Source organism: Nonomuraea sp. CA-141351, assembly GCF_050944675.1.
Classification (GTDB): domain Bacteria; phylum Actinomycetota; class Actinomycetes; order Streptosporangiales; family Streptosporangiaceae; genus Nonomuraea.
Window position 1 is genome coordinate 7,930,755 of record NZ_CP191982.1, and the last position, 20,439, is coordinate 7,951,193.

The window sequence follows — 20,439 nt, forward strand, 5'->3', positions numbered from 1 at the left end:
CAGGAGGCAGTGAGATGTCGCACCCACTCGGAGTCAGCCGACCGGATCTCGAAGTCACCGACCTGCCCACGCCGGAAGAGGTCTTCAAGGTCTCCAGGATCGGCACCAAGGAACTGTTCAAGTACGCCGTAGGTCCGAGCCTGATCGCGCTCGGCATCTCGATCGGTAGCGGCGAGTGGCTGCTCGGGCCCCTGAACGTGGGGCAGTACGGGTTCGTCGGCGTCGGCTGGGTGATCGTGGTGTCGGCGCTGCTCCAGACGTTCTACAACGTGGAGTGCTCGAGGTACGTCCTCGCGACCGGGGAGACGCCGGTGGTCGGCTGGGGGCGGGTGCCGCCGGGCTGGCCCCTCTGGGTGCCGCTGTCCGTACTCATCGTGATCTTCGCGTTCGTCGCGGGCGGGTGGGCCGCGTCGGCGGGTCAGGGCGTCTACGCGCTGGTCCACGGCGTGCCGCCGGCGGCCGACGACCTCGAGCCGCGCTGGTGGGCCGTCGCCCTGCTGGTGCTGGTGTTCCTCATCACCGCGGGCGCCAAGCGCGTCAGCCGCGCGCTCGAACTGGCCAACTGGGTGATGGTCGGCACCATCCTGCTCGCCCTGCTGGCCGTCGACCTGCTCGTGGTGCCGTTCAGCCAGTGGTGGGAGGGCATCCGCGGGTTCCTCACCCCGGCCGCCCCGCCCGCCGGGATCACGGCGACCCAGCTCGGCGCCCTGGCCGGGTTCACCGCGTTGGCCTCGGGCCTGAACTGGTACGTCATGGGCCACTACCGCGACAAGGGCTACGGCATGGGCCACCGCGTCGGCTACATCTCGGGCCTGCGCGGCGAGCGGCGCGAGATCCTGGCCAGCGGCGTCACCTTCCCCGACGACGAGCGCAACCGGAGCCTGTGGCGCAGGTGGTACCGGCTGCTGTTGATCGACATGTGGGGCGTGTTCTTCGTCGGCGCCATCCTCGGCATGCTGCTGCCCACGATCCTCATGGCGCAGGCCGTCACGATGGCCGGGGAGAAGCCGACGCGGGCGAACGTGCCGACGTTCGTGGCGAGCGTGCTCGGTGACCACTACGGGCAGGTGAGCTTCTACGTCGCGCTCGTGGTCGGCGTGCTGATCCTCTTCTCCACGCAGCTCGGCATCTTCGAGGCGATGGTACGCGTGACGACCGACGCGGCGAACGCCAGCAGCCCGCGCCTGCGCGCCCTGATCGAAGGGGACCCGCGGCGGTTCTACTACCCGTTCATGATCCTGCTGCTGGCCGCCATCTCGATCATCATCTTCCAGTCACTGCCGGTCGGGCTGGTGGAGTGGTCGGCCAACATGTCGAACCTGGGCGCGTTGATCTATCCGTTCCTGCTCATGTATCTGAACAGCAAGCTGCCGCGCCCGGCCCGCCCGCGCCCGTGGCACTACGTCATCCTCGTGCTCAACTTCCTCTTTTTCGGGTTCTTCTTCGTGAACTTCATCGCGGACTTCATCGGAGATCCGCTGGTGACGTTCTGACCAGGAAGACGTCGCCGTTGCCCGGCGCGGCGCCGCCCTTCGGGGTGCCGTAGGTCAGGCCGCTGATCGCCACCTCTCCTGACGGAGTCGTGGTGGCGTACAGGTTGGGCTCAGCGAACGGTTCCACGGCGTCGTCCCTGGCGGTGCCGAGCTGGGCGGCGGCGAGCTGCCGGCCCTTGCCGTCCAGGCGGAGTGTCAGGACGTCGGCGCCGCCCGCCTGGACGCTCACCCGGCCCCGGGTGTAACCGGCGACCTCGACCTCGCCGCCGGCCAGCGGGGTTACGGCGGCGCCCTCGTCGGCGGCGGTTGTCGCGAGGGTGTGCTGCCAGCGCTGCTTGCCCTGGCTGGTGTAGGCGGCGGTGTAGGCGTCGCCGCCGCTGCGGCCGGTGGCCACGGCCAGGCCCGTGGTGGTGACGGCCACCGCGTTCAGCCGGTCGTCGGCCGTGCTCCCAGCTGTGGTCGCCCACTTCCTGGTGCCGTCCGTGGCGAACGCGGCCAGCCAGCCGCCCGGGCCGGTCGTGCCGGGGAGGGCGGCGCTCGCGCTGCCGGTGACGTAGACGTTCGAGGCGTCCGCGGCGATGCCGTAGGCCTTGTCCTCGCCCGTGCCGCCGTACTGGCGGATCCAGGAGATCTCGCCGCCCGGGGTGAGGCGGGCGAGGATCGTGTCCTTGTCGCCGCTGCTCGCGCCGTCCAGCGCGCCCTTGGTGTAGCCCGCCACGTACGCGCCGCCGTCGGGCGCGGCCGTCAGCGCGTAGAGGCGGTCGGCCACGCCGGCCACACCGAACTGGGTGATCCAGCGGACGGTCCCGCTCGCGTCGAGGCTGGCCACGAAGGCGTCGTCCGTGGTGTTGCCCGCGTGCCGCCCGTCCAGGTCGCCCTTGGTGTATCCGGCCGCCAGCACGCCGCCGTCCGGCAGGGCCGCCACGCCGTAGAGGCGCTCGTCCGCCGGGGTGGCGAGCTGCTTGGTCCAGCCGCCGGGACGGGTGAGCACCGCGTTGCCGCCGGCCGCGTACCCGATGGTCAGGGAGCCGTCCGCGTGGGCCGCCACTCCCCCGGCCCAGTCGGTGCCGGGCGTGCCGTACAGCGGGGCGGGCAGGCCGGTCGCAGGCGTGACGCTCAGGCCCGGGCCCAGCTCGGCCATGGCCTGCTCGAAGGCGGGCGTCCAGACCGTCCAGTCGTGGCCGCCGTCCATGACGCGCAGCTGCGCGGAGATCGCCGGCGAGCGCCTGGCGGCGTTGTAGAGGGCCGCGGACTCGAAGTCCAGGTCGTGATGGGCGTCGGCGGGGTCGGGGTTGGCGTACTCGTCGTCGCCGACCGCCACGAACAGCCGCACCGGCAGGTCGGGGTCCAGTTTCGGCAGCAGCGCCGGGTAGTTGAGCTCCCGGTAGACCTCGTCGGAGAACTTCTCACCGTCCTTCCCGAACGCCCCGTAGTCGCGGGCCGAGGAGTCGGACGGCGGCAGCGGCGTGTAGACGGCCGGGCTCAGGACGGCGGCGGCGCTGAACAGGTCCTGATGCGCGAGCGCGAACCGCAGCGCGCCCGCGCCGCCCATCGAGTACCCGCCGACCAGGCGGGCCTCCCTGATGGGCGCGGTACGGTACGTCGCGTCCACATGCGCGACCAGGTCCTTGGTGAACGCCGTCTCCACCGGCCTGCCGGGCAGGTCGGCGCCGGTGTAGCGGGAGTCGGCGTACCAGCTGCCGCGCTCGCTCCAGGGGGCGTCCGGCATGACGGCGATGACGGGCGGGATGCGCTTGGTCCGGATCATGTCGTCCAGGACCGTCTTGACCCGGGTCCAGGCCTGCATGGTGTCGCCCCGGCCGTGCAGGAGGTAGAGAACCGGGTGACGATCGCTGCTCCGGTCGTAGCCGCTCGGGAGGTAGACGTTGTAGGCGATGTTCTCGCCCAGCACCTGCGAAGGGGCGGAAGCGGTGGTGAGCGTGCCACCCTGCCGCACCTCCGTCTCGCCGGGCGCGGCCAGCAGGGAGAGTGACGCGAGGACGGCGAGCACGGCGATCCAGCGGGGTTTGGGCATCGGCCGCTCCTGTAAACGTTTACCGTAGGCACCTTGCGGTGTTTCGGGAGAGTTTCGTGGTGAAGGTGCGGCGGTGTCAACCATTGCGGGGCGCGCCGGGTCCTGCCCGGCGCGCGCCCCTCTCAGCGGCGGAACAACTCCAGCAGTTCCTCCGCTCGCTCCGTGCGGGTGATCCACACCTCCCGGCCGCGCCGCTCCCTGCTGATCAGCCGGGCGGCGCTCAGCCGGTCGCAGTGGTACGTGATGCTGCTGGGCGCGACCTGCATGCCGGCCGCCAGCATGCTCATGGTCATGGGCTGGCCGATCGCGGCGAGCAGGTCCGCGCGGACCGGCCCGACCAGCGCCGACAACTCGTCGAGCGCCGGCGCCACGGGCCGGCGCCACAGTGTCTGCGCGCCGGGCACCGGGTACGCGATCCAGACCGCCTCCTCGTGGTCGAGGCTGACGATGACCGCGTCCTTGCCCGCCAGCATCGGCACCAGGACGATCCTCCGGTCGCCCAGCTCGTACGTGCTCGACTCCACGTCGGCGATGAGCAGCCCGCGCTCGCCGGACACGATGCGGTTGTTGAGCGCACCGAGCAGCAGCTCGGGGCCGCCGCGGACGGCGGCCACGCCGACGCGCCGGACCTCCCTGTCCAGCAGGGCGCGGGCGCGCCTCCACAGGGGCTCGGTGGCGCTCCAGACGTCGGCGAGGGCGCTCGCGTAGCCGTGCAGCCAGCGACCGGGCCGCTCGGCCGCCGGACGCCAGTGGGCGGGCAGCGGTCCGCGGCCGAACGCCTGTTCCAGATCCTTGATCAGATTGTCGGGCGGGAGGTCGCGCAGGGCGTCGATCTGGGCCTGCATGGAGACGTCCCCGCTGATGGGGGTGCGTGGCACGAGGCTGTCGGGGACCACCGAGTAGCCGGGGGCGGCGAGGGGGCGTACGGCCTGGTGTCCCTGCCTGCCGACCCGCGAGCTGATCGCCTTGCGCCAGAGCTCCGGCAGGCCGCGGCGGCGGCCGGCGAGGGCGTCGGCGATCATGGCGAGGGCGGTCAGGTGCGGGGAGATCGAGATGGACAGCTGCGGCGTGGAGGTCATGCGCAGTTCGCTCCACACAGTGGTGCTGATTACGTCGGCTCCTTCAGGTCGGACTCGATCAGGTAACGATGTCCGAACCTATTCCTGACGCTTTCCCCTGACTTGAAGCCCGCTTGCAGGGTTGACGTGCGCTTCCCGGCCGGCCGGGCACGCGCCACGGCGGCCGGGCTTCACCGGCCGCCGCAGCGCGCTGAGGGATCACCAGTCGTCGCCCTCGTCCTCGTCCCCCTCGAAGATCTCCTCGACGACCTCGCCCGCCACGATGCCTCCCACGAGGCCCGCCGCGCCGGCGGCGGCCACCGTCCCCCAGCCGGGGCCAGCGTGGTGCTCCTCGTAGTGCCCGCCGTGATGGCCCGGGCCGTAGTGACCGTCGTGGTGGACCGGCCCGTGGTGCCCGCCGTGGTGCCCGGGCCCGTACTGGGCCAGGCCGTCTAGCCAGCGGCCCAGCTCCGCCTCCCAGTCCGTGCGGAGCGCGTCCTGGTGGCTGACGTGGAAGCGGCCGATGGCGTCGCTCGACGAGAAGCGCCCGGTCCGCTTGTCGGCCTCCAGCACCACCTCCAGCCCGGCGGGATCGGCCACGAAGGTCACCTCGACCTCGCCCACGAGGCCCGCGTACCGGCCGGAGGGGTAGAACTCGATCTCCTGGTAGAACGGCAGCTGCTGGTGCACCCCGTAGAGGTGGCCCGCCTCCAGGTCGGCCGACCGGAAGCCGAACCCGAGCCCCAGGAACGCCTCCAGGATCCGCAGCTGCGACGGCAGCGGCTCGATGGCGACCATGTCGAGGTCGCCCTTGTCGACGGCCTTGGCGATGGCCAGCTCGGTGCGCACGCCCACCGCCATCCCGGTCAGCGGCTGCCCGCCGATCTCGCTGATCGGCGACTCCCACGGCACCGGCAGCTCGAAGCCGACGACGCGTTCCTCCCCCTGGCGCAGCGTGAACGGCCCGGACACCTGGAGGCGAGCGAACTCGCCGAGCCCGCCGTGCTCGCCGTCGCCGTGCTCGATCTCCACCCGGGCCACCAGGCCGAGGGTGATGTGCTCGATCTCGGCGTCGAAGTCGCCGCCCTTGAGCCGTACCTCCCCTCGCACCGTCCCGCCCGGCTGGGTCCTCGGGGTGGACAGGACGGTGTCCACCGAGGGCGCGCCTACGCCGAAAGCACCCAGCATCCGTTTGAAGACCACGACTCTGTACTCCCTGTCGAAGATCGGTTGTGTGCCGCTGGGCTAACGATCCGCGCGGTTACCCGAGTTCCGGGGCACGGCACCTGCGCGCGTGCGGGGAACGCGTCGTCCGCCTTCGCACCCGTTCACGGCCTCCCGGCCCTGCGCCTGAGCCCGCTCGACTTCCCGGCGCGCATCCCGAGGCGGCGGCCGCAAGCGCGCGGGCGGCGCGTCCCGGCACAGGTGGCGCGGTGGAAGACGCGTCCAGGCATACAGCGGCGCGTCCCGGGGGCGGCGGAGTGGGTCAGGGGGAGGGAGTGAGGCCGCCGTTGGTCAGGACGCGGTCGACGAAGCGGCAGATGTGGTCGCGGAGCAGGCCGGCGGTCTCCGCGGGCGAGCCGGACTGGGCGGCGTGCAGGATGTCGCGGTGCTCCTCGGCCTCGCGCTCCCACGTGGCCGCGCGGCTCCACGCCGCCGCGGAGATGAGTGCGGTCTGGTCGCGCAGGGAGTCGAGGGTGGAGACGAGCAGGGGGTTGCCGCAGCCGGCGTAGAGGGCACGGTGGAAGTCCCGGTTGGCCAGGCTGCGGTCGGCGCGGTCGGCGGCCGCGTCGGCGCGGCCCAGCGCGTCGGCGGCCGGGGTCAGGTCGGCGCCGCGCTGGACCGTACGGGAGACCGCCTCCGGCTCCAGCAGCAGGCGCAGGTCGTAGACCGACTCCATCAGCGCGGTGTCGACCGTGCGCACGGATGCGCCCTTGTATTCGCTCATGGTGACCAGGCCGGCGCCCGCCAGCGTCTTCAGAGCTTCGCGTACGGGCGTCTTCGACACGCCGAGCTGCTGGGCCAGGTCGGTCTCGACCAGGGGCTGTCCGGGCTGGAGCGCGCCGGTCAGTATCGCGTGCTTGATCGCCTCCAGGACGACCGTGCCCCGCGAGGACATCGTCTTGGCTTGCCCGCCGAAGACCAGTGACACGCTGCTCATGACCACGAAAGATATCCTACATCGCATCTCGTATATGACCGACATTTCCGTTACAGTCACGTCAATTACGGTTCACGAAGGGAGATCCGTACCAGAGAGCCGTCCGGTGTGACCCGCGGACACGGGCCACACCGGTGATGCCGGCTCACCACGCACGGACCGGACGGAAGCGGCGGGCGCCGTTGGCGCGACGCTCGCCGGGACACGATCCGGCGGTCCCGCGTGGCCACTGCACTGTCCTGCAGCATGGAGCTCGAATGCAGTCTAACTCCGCCATACCAACCCCGGCCGCGCCCGCGACACCCCGTCGCGCGCGGTCCCGACTTCGCTGGACGATCATCACGCTCTCGGGCCTCGGGCTCGCGATCGCGTACCTCGACCGGTCCAGCCTCAGCGTCGCCAGCACCTACATGCAGCAGGAGCTGGGATTCGACCAGACCACGAAGGGGATCCTGCTCTCCTCGTTCTTCTGGAGCTACGCGATCTTCCAGCTGCCCTCCGGCTGGTTGCTCGACCGGTTCGGCCCGCGCGTCATCTACCCGATCGCCGTCGTGTGGTGGTCGGTCTGGACCGCGGCCACCGCCCTGGCCCACGGCTTCGGCACACTGCTCATCACCCGGCTCGGCCTCGGCATAGGCGAGGCGCCCGTGCAGCCGGCCAATATCAAGGTCGTCGCCACCTGGTTCCCGCGCAAGGAGCGGGCGCTGGCCTCCAGCCTGTTCGACACCGGGCAGCAGGTCGGCGTGGCCCTGTCGGTGCCGGTGGTGACCGCGCTGATCGCGGCCTTCGGCTGGCGGGCGTCGTTCGTGGTGATCGGCGTGCTCGGCCTGTTCTGGGTGATCGGCTGGCGGATGATCTACCGTTCGCCGCGGGAGCACCCGCGCATCTCCCAGGCCGAGCTCGACTACATCGAGGGCGGCGACGCGGCCGTGCCCGAGACCGGGCCGAAGATGCGCTGGGTGAGGCTGCTGCGCTACCCCACGGTGTGGGGGCTGGTGCTCGGCTACATCTGCCGCTCGGCCACCGGCGCGTTCTTCCTGACCTGGTACCCGAGCTACCTCGTGGAGGACCGCGGCTTCACGATCCTGGAGCTGGGCGTGTTCGGCTCGATCCCGGCCCTGCTCGCGGTGTTCGCCACGATCGCAGGCGGCGCGTTCTCCGACTGGCTGGTCCGCCGCGGCATCCCCATCTCCCGCGCCCGCAAGATCCCCATCATCACCGGCATGCTGCTGGCCTCCACGATCGCGCTGACGACGTTCGTGGACGGCAACGTGGCCGTCATGATCCTGCTGTCGGTCAGCAACTGCGCCCACTCCTTCGCCGGCGCCGCCATCCTCAGCCTGCCGGCCGAAGTGGCCCCGTCGCCGTCGGTGGTCGGCTCGGTGGCGGGCTTCCAGAACTTCGGCTCGCAGATCGGCAACATCATCAGCCCGATCCTCATCGGGTTCTTCCTGACCTTGAGCGGAAACTCCTACACCGGGCCGATGCTCTTCGCCGGGGCTATGGCCGTCCTGGGCACGCTCATCTACGGGTTCGCGGTGAAGATCCGCCCGCTCAACGAAAGCAGAGGTTGATTCTTGCGTACTGTGCTGAATGACGTCGTGGCCGTCACGGTGACGCCCTTCGACGCGGGCGGCGCCGTGGATCTCGACGCGAACGCCAAGCTCGTACGCAGGCTGGTCGACGCGGGCGTCAACGTGATCACGCCGAACGGCAACACCGGCGAGTTCTACGCGCTCAGCCCGGCCGAGCGGCGGCAGATGCTGGAGTCCACGGTGGCCGCCGCCGGTGACGACGCCACGGTGCTGGCGGGCGTCGGGCTGGACACGGCCTCGGCCGTGGAGTCCGCGCGGCACGCCCGTGACCTGGGCGTGCGCATGGTGATGGTGCACCAGCCCGTGCACCCGTACGTGTCGGGCGAGGGCTGGGTGGGCTACCACCGCGCGATCGCGGACGCAGTGCCCGAACTGGGCGTCGTCCCCTACATCCGCAGCCCGCGCGTCACCGGGGCCGAGGTCCGGCGGCTGGGCGAGGAGTGCCCGAACGTGGTCGGGGTCAAGTACGCCGTACCCGACCCGGTACGCTTCGCCTCGGTCGCCAGGGACGCCGGGCTCGACCGGTTCGCCTGGCTGTGCGGGCTGGCTGAGCCGTACACACCGGCGTACTGGGCGGTCGGGGCGCGCGGCTTCACCTCGGGCCTGGTCACCGCGGCCCCCTCGCTGACGCTGCGGATGCGCGACGCGCTGCGCGCGGGCGACTATCCGGCGGCTATGGAGGTGTGGGAGCTGATCAGGCGGTTCGAGGAGTTGCGCGGAGCGGACGCCTCGGCCGACAACGTGTCGGTCGTCAAGGAGGCGCTCGCCCAGCTCGGGCTCTGCCGCCGCGACGTCCGGCCGCCGAGCCGGGCGCTGCCCGACGCCGTACGCGAGGAGGTGGCCACGATCCTGGCCTCCTGGCAGGAGGGAGCAGTATGAAGATCACCGCGTTGCGGACGTACATGCAGCGTGTCGGGAACCGGCCGCGGCTGCTCGTGAAGATCGAGACCGACGAGGGCCTGTCCGGCTGGGGCGAGGCCTACAACCACGGGCCTGACTACGCGCTGCCGCCGGTGCTGGAGTACATGTTCCGGCAGATCGAGGGCGTGGATCCGCGGCGGGTCGAGTACGTGGTGCGCCGGCTGCTCCAGGAGGCCCGCTTCCCTCCGGGCGCGATCGGCCTGGCGGCCATCTCGGCCATCGACCAGGCGTTGTGGGACATCTCCGGCAAGGCGGCGGGCCTGCCCGTCTACATGCTGCTCGGCGGCAACGTCCGCGACCGCGTCCCCGTCTACTGCGGCGTCTACACCGCGCCCGACCCGCCCGCCTGCCGCGACCTCACCCAGGAGATGAACGACAGGTACGGCTTCACCGCCTTCAAGCTGAGCCCGTACCGGCGCGACCTGTACGCCGGCCGGTGGGGCAACGTGTGCAAGGAGGCGGCCGACTACTTCGCCGAGATCCGCTCGATCAGCCCGCCGGAGTGGGAGTTCGCCTTCGAGGCGCACGCCCGCATCTTCGAGCCGCGCCAGGCGGTCCAGCTCGGCAACGCGCTGGCGCCGTACGACCCGCTCTGGTTCGAGGAGCCGATCAGGCCCGAGTACATCCCGGCGTGGGGCCACCTGCGGTCCCAGCTCGACGTCCCGCTCGCCACCGGGGAGTCGCTGTTCCTGCCGCAGGACTTCCTGGCCCTGCTGACGGCCGGCGGGGCGGACATCGTCCAGCCGGACGTGTGCGTGGTCGGCGGGCTGTCCCAGATGCGGAGGATCGCCACCATCGCGGAGGCGCACTACGCGAGCGTGGCCCCGCACAACCCGATGGGGCCGCTGGCGACGGCGGTGAACGTGCACTTCGCGGCCTCTCATCACGGGCTGAAGCTGCTGGAGTACAAACCGGACGAGACGACGTGGTGCCCGGACCCGTACGTGCCGGTGGACGGCTACCTGGAGCTGCGGCCCGACCGGCCCGGCTGGGGTGTGGAGATCGACGAGTCGGCCCTGCGCACAGACGACTACGTGCATTGGGAGCGGGTCCTCCCCATCCGCCCCGACGGCTCGACCGGGTACGTCTGAGGCGTGCGTCACATTCGCCGGCACCTGTCACACTCCGGTCACCGGTCCCGCTCTCAGAAGGCATGACAGAGAACACGATTCTGGTGACCGGAGCGACCGGCGCCCTCGGGCGCCCACTGGTCGAGCTGCTCGTCGCGGAGGGCGCCGCGGTCCGCGCCGTCAGCCGCGCTCCGCACGACGCCGGGCTCCCCGCGGGAGTGCAGGTCGTCGAAGGGGACCCGTCCAGGCCGGGCACGCTCGCCCGCCACCTGGACGGCGTCACCGCCGTCTTCCTGCACTCGCGCGTCATCGGCGAGTCCGCGGACGAGCTGCTCGCCCTCGCCGAGGAAGGCGGCGCCACGCGAGTGGTCGCCCTGTCGGCGACCAACGTCGACGACCCGCTCGACGAGCAGCCCTCCCGCTACCGCGGCGACAGGAACAAGGAGTCCGAGGCGGCCGCCATCGCCAGCGGCCTGAGCTGGACCAGCCTGCGGGCCGGCCCCTTCGCCTCCAACTCGGTCCAGGCATGGGCTCCGCAGATCCGCATGGGCGACACGGTCCGGTACGTGGCCGCGTCGTTCCGGGAGTCGCCGCTTGACGATCGGGACCTGGTGGAGGTGGCGGCTCACGCGCTGCTCACCGACGACCTGGCAGGGCGGAAGGTGGAGCTGACAGGCCCGCAGTCGCTTTCCCACGAGGAGATGGTGACGGTCATCGGCGAGGCGATCGGCCGGCCGCTGCGCTTCCAGGAGGTCCCGCCGGAGGTACTCGAGCAGGGCATGGTCAGGAACGGGATGCCCGAGACGTTCGTGCGGGGCCTGCTGGCCAGGTACATCAGGAACGTCCCCGAGCCCGTGACCGAGGAGGTGGCGAAGATCCTCGGTCGCCCCGCGCGGACGTTCGCGGAGTGGGCGGCGGACCACGCCGGGCTCTTCGCACGGGCCGAACGATAACGATTAGCTGTGAACCCCGCTCGCGATGTGCCCCTTTCGCGCCACCCGTGGAACGCTACAGGCGGCATGACGGGTGGCGAGGATCGGGTGAGATTCGGGTGGCATCGACTAGCGGGCGATGGATCTGGGGGCGGCTCGGCCGGGCGGCCGCGTTATCGGCGGCCGTTGCGCTGGCCGTGACGGGCTGCTCCTTCGCCGACCGGGCGGAGCGGGGGACCACTGGAGCCCAGCAGGAGCAGCAGCAGCCCCCCGCCGAGTCCCAGCCGGCGCCGGCGAAGCGGCCGCAGGTGGACGAGGGCTGGCCGCGCTGGGGCTTCACCCACACGGGCGTCAGCGCCAACAACATCAACCCGGACTTCGAGCAGGACGTCTCCGGGCGGCTGTCGCAGACCCCGATGCTGCAGAACCAGCACATCATGGGCTTCGGCGCGCTCAACCCCGAGCCATATCCGGGGCAGTACTACTGGGAGGACCTCGACAGCCGGCTGAACCTCATGAAGGAGTCCGGCGCCGTCCCCGTCATCACGCTCTGCTGCGCCCCCGACTGGATGAAGGGCGGCCCCCAAGGCCCCACCGAGGACTCGGCGTGGGGAGAGCACCTGGAGGACGCCCCCTACCCCGAGCACTTCGACGACTTCGCCAAGCTGGCGGCGGCCGTGGCCTCGAGGTACACGGACGTCAAGTACTTCATGGTCTGGAATGAGCTGAAGGGCTTCTGGAGGGACCACGCCAAGCCCGCGGACTACAAGGGCTACACCGAGCTGTACAACAAGGTGTACGCCGCGGTGAAGCAGGCCCGGCCCGACGCCAAGATCGGCGGCCCTTACGTCGGCTTCGACAGCAACAGGGACGGCGACTCCGAGCTGCGCGGCGAGTGGGGGGTCGTCAACCAGAACTCCCTGGACGCCTTCGACTACTGGTTCAAGCACAAGAAGGGCGCCGACTTCGTCGTGGTCGACGGCGCCTCGCCCACCGACGCCCACGAGCTGCTGCCCGACGAGTTCGGGGCGCTGGAGAAGTTCGGCGCGGTCACCAAGTGGCTGCGCGACAAGGTCGGCGACCTGCCGGTCTGGTGGTCGGAGTGGTACTTCGTGCCCGAGGACGGCACCACGTGGCCGGAGCCCAAGCGGCTCGCCGTGCAGGCCGCCTCGATGATCGAGTTCGCGCGGAGCGGCGCCGCCACGGCGCTGTACTGGAACCCGCAGAGCAAGGACAAAGACTGCCCGGCGTGCCTGTGGGACCCGCGGAGCGGCGCGGAGACGGCGACCGGCCGGCTGCTGGCGAACTTCGTCAAGTGGTTCCCCGCCGACGCCGAGCTGGAGCAGGTCACCTCGTCGGACGCCAAGGTCAGGGTGCTGGCGCAGCCCCAGCAGCTGCTGCTGGTCAACACCGCCGACGCCCAGGTCACCACGACCGTGGACGGCAAGCAGTACGCGCTCAAGCCGTACGAGATCAAGTGGACCGGCCGCTGAGGGACGGGGCCCCGGCCGTCTAAAGGGCCTGCCGCAACAGGGCGAGGGCCGCCTGTTTGGCCAGCTCGGCGGCCTCGCCCTCTCCGCGGTGGTCGGCGAGCACGGTGGCGCCCTCAACCAGCATGAGCAGCTGCCTGCCCAGGGCCTCCGGATCGCGGGCGCCGGCCCGGCGGGCGATGCCGGTCAGCAGGTCGAGGTGGCGATCGAGGTGCCGGGCGGCGACGGTCCGCGGAGGGCCGTCGTGCCACTGGGTGGAGGCGTTGACGATCGCGCAACCGCGGAAGGCGGGCTCGGCGTACCAGCTCCCGAGCGCGTCGAAGACCGCGGCGAGCTGGTCGGCGGGGTCGTCGCCCGCGCCGGCCGCCGCCTCCCGCAGCCAGCGCACGACGTGGTCGCTGCGGGTCTCGAGCACGGCCTGGACGAGCCCGTCCTTCGAGCCGAAGTGCCGGTAGAGGGTCTCCTTGGACGCGCCGACGCTCGTGCACAGCTCCGCCACCCCGACGCCGTCGAGCCCCCGCTCGTACAGCAGGGTCGTGGCGGCGCGCAGGATCGTGGCCCGGGTCTGGGCGGGGTCGAGCGAGGTGCCTTTGGGTACGGGCATGCGCAGATGGTACCGGACGGTCCCAACTCTCTGCTAAGTTCCTCATCGAACCGGTCAGTTCGACGACGGACGGAGACTCGCGTGGCCAACGCCTCCAGCACTCTCACGCCACCTGCCAGCACGCCGGCGGTGACGTTCGACAGCGGCGGCGAACGGCTGCTCGGCGTCCTGCACCTCCCGGCCGGTCCAGGGCCCCATCCGATCGCGGTGCTCCTGCACGGATTTCCGGGGAACGAGCGCAACTTCGACCTGGCCCAGGCGCTGCGGCGGGCGGGCTACGGGGCGCTCGTGTTCCACTATCGGGGCTCGTGGGGCGTGGGCGGCTCCTACTCGTGGCAGCACCTCCTGGAGGACGCGGCCCGCGTGGTGGAGGCGGTACGCCGGGACTCCCGGCTGGATCCGGAGCGGCTGGGCGTGGTGGGGCACAGCATGGGCGGGTTCGCGGCTTTGATGACGGCCGCCGCCGATCCGGCGGTCCGCGCGGTCGCCTCGGTGGCGGCCTTCGACGCGGGTGTGGCCGCCGCCGCCTGCCTCGCGGATCCGGCGGTGCGGGCGGCGTACGTGCGGGACTTCGAGGGCGAGCTGCTGCCGCTGCGCGACACCAGCGGTGCGGCGCTGGTGGCCGAGATGGAGGCCAACGGCCAGGAGTGGAGCCTGGCCTCGCTCGCCCCACGCCTGGCCGACCGCCCTGTGCTGCTCATCGGCACCGGGCGCGACCCCATCACGCCGGCGGAGACGCACCATCATCCGCTGGTACGGGCCTTCGAGTCACATCCGGTGCCGCTTCTGGAGCACCACCTCTTCCAGACCGACCACGCGCTCTCGGACCACCGGCTGGAGCTGACCCGTACGGTCGTGGACTTCCTGGACCGCACGCTACGCCCCTGACCCCGCACCGCCCCACGACAGGGGCCCCGTCCCTGGGGACCCCAACGGAAGTGCGGAGGAGGTCTATCGGCTCGCTCTCCCAACACCACCTCCCCAAAGGGGACATCGGCCGAAGTGCGGCGAAGACCTGGCTGCGCGCCCTATGGTGAGGTTTCGGAAAAGATCTATACTTTTGTCCGAAAACTTCCCGCCATCCTCCCTTGACCCCTCAGGAGGGCTTCACCGTGGCACGCAAGACGAAGACCCGTGTCGGACTGGTCGCCGGCGGGCTGGGCGCGTACTGGCCGCAGTTCCCCGACCTCCTCCCCCAGCTCCAGCGATCGGCCGCGCGGGTCTCCGAACGGATGCGGGAGCTGGACGCGGAGATCGTGGACGTCGGGTTCATCTCCGACGCCCAGGAGGGCGCGGCGGCGGCTGAGAAGCTGCGGGCCGCCGACTGCGACCTCATCGTCGGGTTCCTCACCACGTACATGACGGCCACCATGCTCGTGCCGATCGCGCAGCGCAGCGGCGCGCCCGTGCTGCTGATCAACCTGCAGCCGACCGAGTCGATGGATCACGCCACGTTCGACACCGGCCAGTGGCTGGCCTACTGCGGCGCCTGCCCGCTGCCCGAGATGGCCAACGCCTTCCAGCGGTGCGGCATCCCGTTCCGCTCGGTGTCGGGTTACCTGGAGGACGAGCGCGCCTGGGCCCGGATCACGAGCTGGGTGCGGGCGGCCGGCGCCCGTGCCGCTCTGCGGCACGGGCGCCACGGGCTGATGGGCCACCTCTACCCGGGCATGCTGGACGTCTCCACCGACCTCACGCTCGTCTCGGCGAACTTCGGCGGGCACGTCGAGGTGCTGGAGTTCGACGACCTGCGGGTACGCGTGGAGAAGGTCACCGACGCCGAGGTCGCCGCCAAGCGGGCGGAGACCGAGAAGGTCTTCGAGCTGGCCGACAGCGTCAACGACATCGACCTGGAGTGGGCCTGCCGCGTCTCCGTCGGCCTCGACCGGCTGGTCGAGGACTTCTCGCTCGACAGCCTGGCGTACTACCACCGCGGCCTGGACGGGGAGACGCACGAGCGGCTGGGCGCCGGCATGATCCTGGGCTCGTCCCTGCTCACCGCGCGCGGCATCCCGGCAGCCGGCGAGTACGAGCTGCGCACCAGCCTGGCCATGCTGATCATGGACCGGATGGGCGCCGGCGGGTCGTTCACCGAGCTCCAGGCGCTGGACTTCCACCGCGGCCACGTCGAGATGGGCCACGACGGGCCCGCCCACCTGGCCATCAGCGCCCGCAGGCCGCTCCTGCGCGGGCTCGGGGTCTACCACGGCAAGCGCGGATGGGGCGTTTCCGTGGAATTCGACGTCAAGCACGGGCCGGTGACGGCGTTCGGCATCATCCAGCGCCGTGACGGCCGCTTCGCCCTGGTCGCCTCGGAGGGCGAGACCGTGGACGGGCCGCACCTGCAGATCGGGAACACGACGTCCCGCGTGGACTTCGGCCGGGATCCCGGCGAGTGGACCGACGACTGGAGCGCCACCGGCATGTCCCACCACTGGGCGCTCGGCACCGGACACCGCGCCGCCGAGCTGAAGGCCCTCGCCCACCTGCTGGAAGCGGAGTTCATCCAGATCTGACCCATCGGGCACTATTTTTACCCCTGCTTGCCGACCATGTGATGGGTTGTGCGGCACTCCCGCTCTAGGGTCGCGTCCATGGGCTCTCCAGAAGGCGGCGAGCAGGCGGCGATCCTGCGGGCGGCGACGAGGCTGTTCGCCGCGCTCGGCTACGACGGGACCGCCATCGAGCAGATCGCGGAGGCCGCCGGTGTGGACGCGGCCGCGGTCGGCACGCATTTCGCCAGCAAGCGGCGGCTCTATCTGACGGTCATGGAAGAGGCGCACCGGGCTCTGGCGGCCGTCCTCGACGCCAGGGCCGGTGAGCTGAGGGCCGCGCCACCCGAGCGGCGGGCCGAGGCGCTGCACCGGCTCATCGACGGGTACATCGACCTGTGCGCCGAGAATCCGGAGATCCCCGCGCTGTGGATGCACCGCTGGCTGTCGGATGCCAGCGACATCGACCTGGAGCCGCTCAATGCCCAGGCACTGACCCAGCGCTCCATCGACAGCATCGACACGCTCGCGAAGCCGGCGGGCGCCGATGGGCAGTTCATCACGTACACGATGATCTGGTGCATCCACGGGTTCGCAATGAGCGGGGTGCTGGACGGGACGGGTCAGCGGCGGCACGCCGGCGACCCCCGCACGCTGCGGCGCTTCCGCGCGCACATGCACCAGCTGATCGCCCGCGGCCTGCAGCTGCCCGACTCCGATCCCAGACAAGGCCCGTGAACGGGCTCCGGGTTCTCGGAGCGGGATGGCTTATGGCGGACATTTCGCAATTACGTCAAGCGGGATCTTCCTCGGCGCCGTTTTCCTAGATCAATACGCTAGCGCAACGTAAGCAATCTGCTACATATGTGCGTGTATTCTGCCCGATATGAGAGGTTTGTGGCGGTTGTCGTGCTCACTTGGCGCAAGTGAGGCGGGCTGAGCAGTGCAGGGGCCCGGAGCCTCGCCGATCGGTTCGTCCCGCCTGGACGAGCTGCTGGTGGAAGCCGTCGTCAGCACGGGAGCGCACATCGGCGCCACGTACGTCATGGACAAGAACGGCGAGGTCCTGCGGATGGACGCGCAGGTCGGACTCCCGGGGCTGATCGCCAAGGCGTGGGCCAGGATCAGGACGAGCGACCCCGTGCCGATCGCCACGGCGGTGCGCGAGCGGCGGCTGTTGTGGCTCGCCGGCAGGGAGGACCTGGCGCGCATGTTCCCGGCGGCGGCCCTGTCGCTGCCGTACCACTTCGCGGTGGCCGCCTCCCCCGTCCGCGGCGGCGGCACCGACTGGGGCGGGTTCCTGCTGCTCTGGCCGGGCGGGCGCGTGAACCGGCTCGCCAGGCGCGAGCTCGACCTCATCGACGACGTCAGCACCCGGATGGCCGGCGTGCTCCAGGAGGCGGCCGAGCGGGGGCGCCCGATCAAGCCGGGCCCCCGGCCCCGCGTGCTCGACCCGACGCGACACCTCGACCCACGGGCCGACATGGTCGCGCTCGACTGCCTCAACCGCCTGCCCGATGGCTACTGCTCGCTGGACACGGAGGGGCGTGTGACCCTCCTGACCGCCCCGGCCGCCGACCTGCTGCTCAGCTCCGCGCCCGGGCTGCTCGGCAGGCGTCTGTGGGACGCGCTGCCGTGGATGGACGACCCCTCGTACGTGGACCGCTACCGCGCCGCGGTCGTCGGACGCCAGGCCACCCACTTCACGGCCCGCAACCCCGCGGGGCGGCAGCTGTCGTTCCGCCTCTTCCCCGGCCTGACGGGGATCACCGTGCGCATCACGCCGAACGCGGGCGCCCGCGCACCCGGCCACCTCGGGGACGGCGCCGAGCGGTCGTCCAGGACGGTCGCACTGCACGAGATGCTGCACCTGGCCACCACCCTCTCGCGGGCGGTGACCGCGCAGGAGGTGGTCGACCTGGTGGCCGACCATGTCATGCCGCTCTACAACGTCCAGGCCCTGTGCATCCTCACCTCGAAGGGTGGCCGGCTGCGCGTGGACGCCTCGCGTGGCTACAGCAAGGAGGCCATCGAGGAGTTCGACGGCCGTCCCGTGATCGTGCCGAACCCGGCGAACCACTCCTTCGACGCCTGTCAGCCGGCGTTCTTCTCCACCTGGGACGAGCTGCGCCAGGCGTACCCGGAGGCGGTCCGCTCGGACAACATGTCCGCCTGGGCGTTCCTGCCGCTGGTCACCTCGGGCCACCCGATCGGCACGTGCATCCTCGCGTTCGACCGCCCGCACCAGTTCAGCGCCGACGAGCGGGCCACGCTCACCGCGCTCACCGGACTGATCGCGCAGGCTTTCGAGCGGGCCCGGCTCTACGACGTCAAGCACCAGCTCGCCCAGTGCCTGCAGCAGGGCCTGCTGCCGCGTACACTGCCCGAGGTCCACGGCCTCGAGCTGGCCGCCCGTTACCTGCCCGCCACGCCGGGGATGGACATCGGCGGCGACTTCTACGACCTCATCCGCCTGAGCGACACCATGGCCGCGGCGGTCATCGGCGACGTGCAGGGCCACGACATGACCGCCGCGGCCCTCATGGGCCAGGTCCGTACCGCCATCCACGCCCACTCCACCGCCGGGGCGAAACCCGGTGAGGTGCTCGCGCACACGAACCGGCTGCTCTGCGAGCTGGCCCCCGACCGGTTCACCAGTTGCCTGTACGTCAGCCTGGACCTGCGCAAGCGCAGCGCCTGCCTGGCCAGCGCGGGCCACCTGCCGCCGCTGCTCGGCCGGCCCGGCTGGCGCACCCAGGTCCTCGACTACTCCCCCGGACTGCTGCTCGGCGTGGACCCCGCGGCCGAGTACACCACCTCGGAGGTACCCCTGCCGCCCGGCGCCGTGCTCGCCCTCTACACCGACGGCCTCATCGAGCAGCCGGGAATCGGGATCGGCACGGCCATCGACGAACTGGCCGAGCGCTTCACACCCTCGACCGGCGAGCCCCTGTACGACCTGGCGGAGTCGCTCCTCAAGGGGGCCACCGTCGAGCAGCGTACGGACGACATCGCGGTGCTCCTCTGCCGCACGTGAGCCCTGCTCAGCAGCGCTCCGGCTCAAAGGTCAACCATGGATGCCGCCCCTCTCGAATCGCACCGGCTCCACCATGGCCCGCGTGGCCCTGCTCACCATCACCTCGCCGCGCTGGACGGCGGTCTCCCGCACCCCGAACCGCGCCCCGAGGCTCTTCTGGACCCCGGCCACCGCGGTCTCCGCACCTGCGGCCGACTCCGCGTCGCCGAACACCGTGATCGTCATCACGGTCCCGCCGCCGGTCTCGACGGCGGTGTAGAGGGCCGCGCCCACCTGCTCGGGGACGCGGTCGGCGAACTCCTTGTCCACCTGCTCGACCATCTCCTGGATCGAGGCCTCACTGGCGCTGTAGTGCCTGACTATCGCGTACATGCGGATCACGTTATATCCCCATCCGAGGACTTTCAAGTCCCCGAATGGGGATATAACGAAGACCTTCAAGAGGTGCGGCGAAGTCGGCCGCGCCGTGCCCACCAGGAGGGACGGCGCTTCGGCCCGCTCCCCCAGTTCCGCCCGCACGAACGCCACCCGCTCGGCCATCGCGTCGAAGCCGGCGAGGGTCGGCAGGCCGCCGCTTTCGTGCCGCGAGCCGCTCGCGCCGTTGAAGCCGATGATGTCGGCCTCCCGAGTGGCGAACCGCAACAGCCGGTCACCGCGTCCGGCGATCATGAGGGGCGGCCAGATACGTGAGACCGGCGGCCTCGAACTCCCATGTGGCGTGCCCGGCGCCGAGCCCGAGCTGCCCGTCGGTGGTGGCGACGTCACGGGCGGCCAGCGCGGGCCGGTAGAAGCCGGCATTCAGCATGTACGCGCGCAGCCGCACCCGCTCGGTGGCCTCCGCGGCCAGAACCAGGGCGGGGAACGGCGCCGGCATTCGCGTGGTGGTCGTCTCGCACGACCTGAGCGTGGCGGCCGCGCTGTGCCAGAAGAGGGCGGTCATCGAACGCGGCCGGATCGTGGAGCAGGGCTCGACGGCGAACGCGCTCGGCTCCCCCGAGCACCCCTACACGCGCAAGCTCCGAGAGCGTCCCGCGCCTCAGCCGCGCCGCGCGCCTGCGGTAGCGAGCGCTTTGACGAACGCCGGCGGCTTGCTGGCGGGCCGGTCGCGCACGTCGAACTGGGGCTCGTACCCGCTGGCGAGGTAGAGCGCGACGGCCTCCGGCTGGCGCGGGCCGGTGGTGTCGACGCCGATGACGCGGTGGCCGAGCTGCGCCAGGTAGGCGGCGTGCCGGCCGGGAGGCCGTCGAGGATGCGATGGACGACGGGCTGCTCGGAGTCGATCATCTGGTTGCCGTCCGCGTCGGCCAGAGCGGGAGTGTCGCTCAGGGCGCGGATCCCGGCGAGCCGTGCCTCCACGAACGCGCGATCCGAGCGGCCCTCCCGGAAGGCGCGTAGCAGGGCGACGCTCTCGAGGCCCACCAGGCAGCCCAACTGGTGCAGACAGGTCGCTGGGCGACGGTGACGGCCCAGGGCCGCGCACCTCCACCGCCTATTCGGACCCGGTGAGCGCTAACAGACAGCGAATGTAACTCAGCGTAGTCAACCTGTCCC

18 protein-coding genes are annotated in these 20,439 nt (G+C 71.2%); 11 read left to right on the forward strand and 7 right to left on the reverse strand.

Translation table 11 applies throughout. The features are described 5' to 3' along the window. Positions 1-14 precede the first annotated feature (14 nt). Positions 15-1,493, forward strand: coding sequence for an Nramp family divalent metal transporter (locus ACQPWU_RS37425; RefSeq protein ID WP_433430154.1), 1,479 nt, complete (start codon positions 15-17; stop codon positions 1,491-1,493). On the opposite strand, the gene ACQPWU_RS37430 is transcribed toward ACQPWU_RS37425, so the two are convergent. The 4 genes from ACQPWU_RS37430 to ACQPWU_RS37445 form a co-directional block, all read right to left on the reverse strand. Next, positions 1,465-3,528 (reverse strand): alpha/beta hydrolase-fold protein, encoded by a 2,064-nt coding sequence (locus tag ACQPWU_RS37430; protein WP_433430156.1) that lies wholly within the window; start codon positions 3,526-3,528, stop codon positions 1,465-1,467. The genes ACQPWU_RS37425 and ACQPWU_RS37430 overlap by 29 nt on opposite strands. A gap of 122 nt (positions 3,529-3,650) precedes the next feature. Continuing rightward, positions 3,651-4,607, reverse strand: a complete 957-nt coding sequence (locus ACQPWU_RS37435; protein WP_433430157.1) for an ArsR/SmtB family transcription factor — start codon at positions 4,605-4,607, stop codon at positions 3,651-3,653. Positions 4,608-4,805: 198 nt separating this feature from the next. Further along, on the reverse strand, positions 4,806-5,789 hold the full coding sequence (locus tag ACQPWU_RS37440) for a sporulation protein (protein WP_433430159.1): 984 nt from the start codon (positions 5,787-5,789) through the stop codon (positions 4,806-4,808). Between the two features lie 283 nt (positions 5,790-6,072). Beyond that, the gene (locus ACQPWU_RS37445) at positions 6,073-6,747 is read right to left on the reverse strand and encodes a GntR family transcriptional regulator (RefSeq protein WP_433430160.1); all 675 of its coding nucleotides are present in this window, start codon (positions 6,745-6,747) and stop codon (positions 6,073-6,075) included. A 257-nt stretch (positions 6,748-7,004) separates the two neighbouring features. Here ACQPWU_RS37445 and ACQPWU_RS37450 point away from each other — a divergent pair, with 257 nt between their 5' ends. From ACQPWU_RS37450 to ACQPWU_RS37470, 5 genes are all read left to right on the forward strand, one after another. Further along, positions 7,005-8,321, forward strand: coding sequence for an MFS transporter (locus ACQPWU_RS37450; RefSeq protein WP_433430162.1), 1,317 nt, complete (start codon positions 7,005-7,007; stop codon positions 8,319-8,321). Between the two features lie 12 nt (positions 8,322-8,333). Further along, positions 8,334-9,221: a dihydrodipicolinate synthase family protein gene (locus ACQPWU_RS37455; RefSeq protein ID WP_433445385.1), complete on the forward strand. Its 888-nt coding sequence runs from the start codon at positions 8,334-8,336 to the stop codon at positions 9,219-9,221. Continuing rightward, complete coding sequence (locus ACQPWU_RS37460) at positions 9,218-10,354, forward strand: mandelate racemase/muconate lactonizing enzyme family protein (protein ID WP_433430164.1); 1,137 nt, start codon at positions 9,218-9,220, stop codon at positions 10,352-10,354. The genes ACQPWU_RS37455 and ACQPWU_RS37460 overlap by 4 nt, the downstream gene beginning before the upstream one ends. Positions 10,355-10,416: 62 nt before the next feature. After that, the gene (locus ACQPWU_RS37465) at positions 10,417-11,286 is read left to right on the forward strand and encodes an NAD(P)H-binding protein (protein ID WP_433430166.1); all 870 of its coding nucleotides are present in this window, start codon (positions 10,417-10,419) and stop codon (positions 11,284-11,286) included. 98 nt (positions 11,287-11,384) lie between these two features. Beyond that, positions 11,385-12,758, forward strand: coding sequence for a GH39 family glycosyl hydrolase (locus ACQPWU_RS37470; protein ID WP_433430168.1), 1,374 nt, complete (start codon positions 11,385-11,387; stop codon positions 12,756-12,758). Between the two features lie 19 nt (positions 12,759-12,777). Here the strand turns inward: ACQPWU_RS37470 and ACQPWU_RS37475 are convergent, their stop codons facing one another. Beyond that, positions 12,778-13,359: a TetR/AcrR family transcriptional regulator gene (locus ACQPWU_RS37475; RefSeq protein ID WP_433430170.1), complete on the reverse strand. Its 582-nt coding sequence runs from the start codon at positions 13,357-13,359 to the stop codon at positions 12,778-12,780. Positions 13,360-13,440: 81 nt separating this feature from the next. Between ACQPWU_RS37475 and ACQPWU_RS37480 the strand changes: the two genes are divergently transcribed. The 4 genes from ACQPWU_RS37480 to ACQPWU_RS37495 all read left to right on the forward strand — a co-directional run bounded on the left by ACQPWU_RS37480 (position 13,441) and on the right by ACQPWU_RS37495 (position 18,888). After that, positions 13,441-14,247 (forward strand): alpha/beta hydrolase family protein, encoded by an 807-nt coding sequence (locus ACQPWU_RS37480; RefSeq protein ID WP_433430171.1) that lies wholly within the window; start codon positions 13,441-13,443, stop codon positions 14,245-14,247. Between the two features lie 224 nt (positions 14,248-14,471). Further along, positions 14,472-15,875 carry an arabinose isomerase gene (locus tag ACQPWU_RS37485; protein WP_433430173.1) on the forward strand — a complete coding sequence of 468 codons (1,404 nt, stop codon included), beginning with the start codon at positions 14,472-14,474 and terminating at the stop codon, positions 15,873-15,875. 78 nt (positions 15,876-15,953) lie between these two features. Continuing rightward, a complete protein-coding gene (locus tag ACQPWU_RS37490) occupies positions 15,954-16,589 on the forward strand; it encodes a TetR/AcrR family transcriptional regulator (protein WP_433430175.1) in 636 nt (211 codons plus the stop codon). A gap of 205 nt (positions 16,590-16,794) precedes the next feature. Continuing rightward, the gene (locus ACQPWU_RS37495) at positions 16,795-18,888 is read left to right on the forward strand and encodes a SpoIIE family protein phosphatase (RefSeq protein WP_433430176.1); all 2,094 of its coding nucleotides are present in this window, start codon (positions 16,795-16,797) and stop codon (positions 18,886-18,888) included. A 30-nt stretch (positions 18,889-18,918) separates the two neighbouring features. Here the strand turns inward: ACQPWU_RS37495 and ACQPWU_RS37500 are convergent, their stop codons facing one another. Then, complete coding sequence (locus ACQPWU_RS37500; protein ID WP_433430178.1) at positions 18,919-19,557, reverse strand: hypothetical protein; 639 nt, start codon at positions 19,555-19,557, stop codon at positions 18,919-18,921. Next, complete coding sequence (locus ACQPWU_RS37505; protein WP_433430179.1) at positions 19,538-19,762, reverse strand: hypothetical protein; 225 nt, start codon at positions 19,760-19,762, stop codon at positions 19,538-19,540. The genes ACQPWU_RS37500 and ACQPWU_RS37505 overlap by 20 nt, the downstream gene beginning before the upstream one ends. Positions 19,763-19,769: 7 nt before the next feature. On the opposite strand from ACQPWU_RS37505, the gene ACQPWU_RS37510 reads away from it, so the two are divergent. After that, positions 19,770-20,033 (forward strand): hypothetical protein, encoded by a 264-nt coding sequence (locus tag ACQPWU_RS37510; protein ID WP_433430181.1) that lies wholly within the window; start codon positions 19,770-19,772, stop codon positions 20,031-20,033. Positions 20,034-20,439 lie beyond the last annotated feature (406 nt).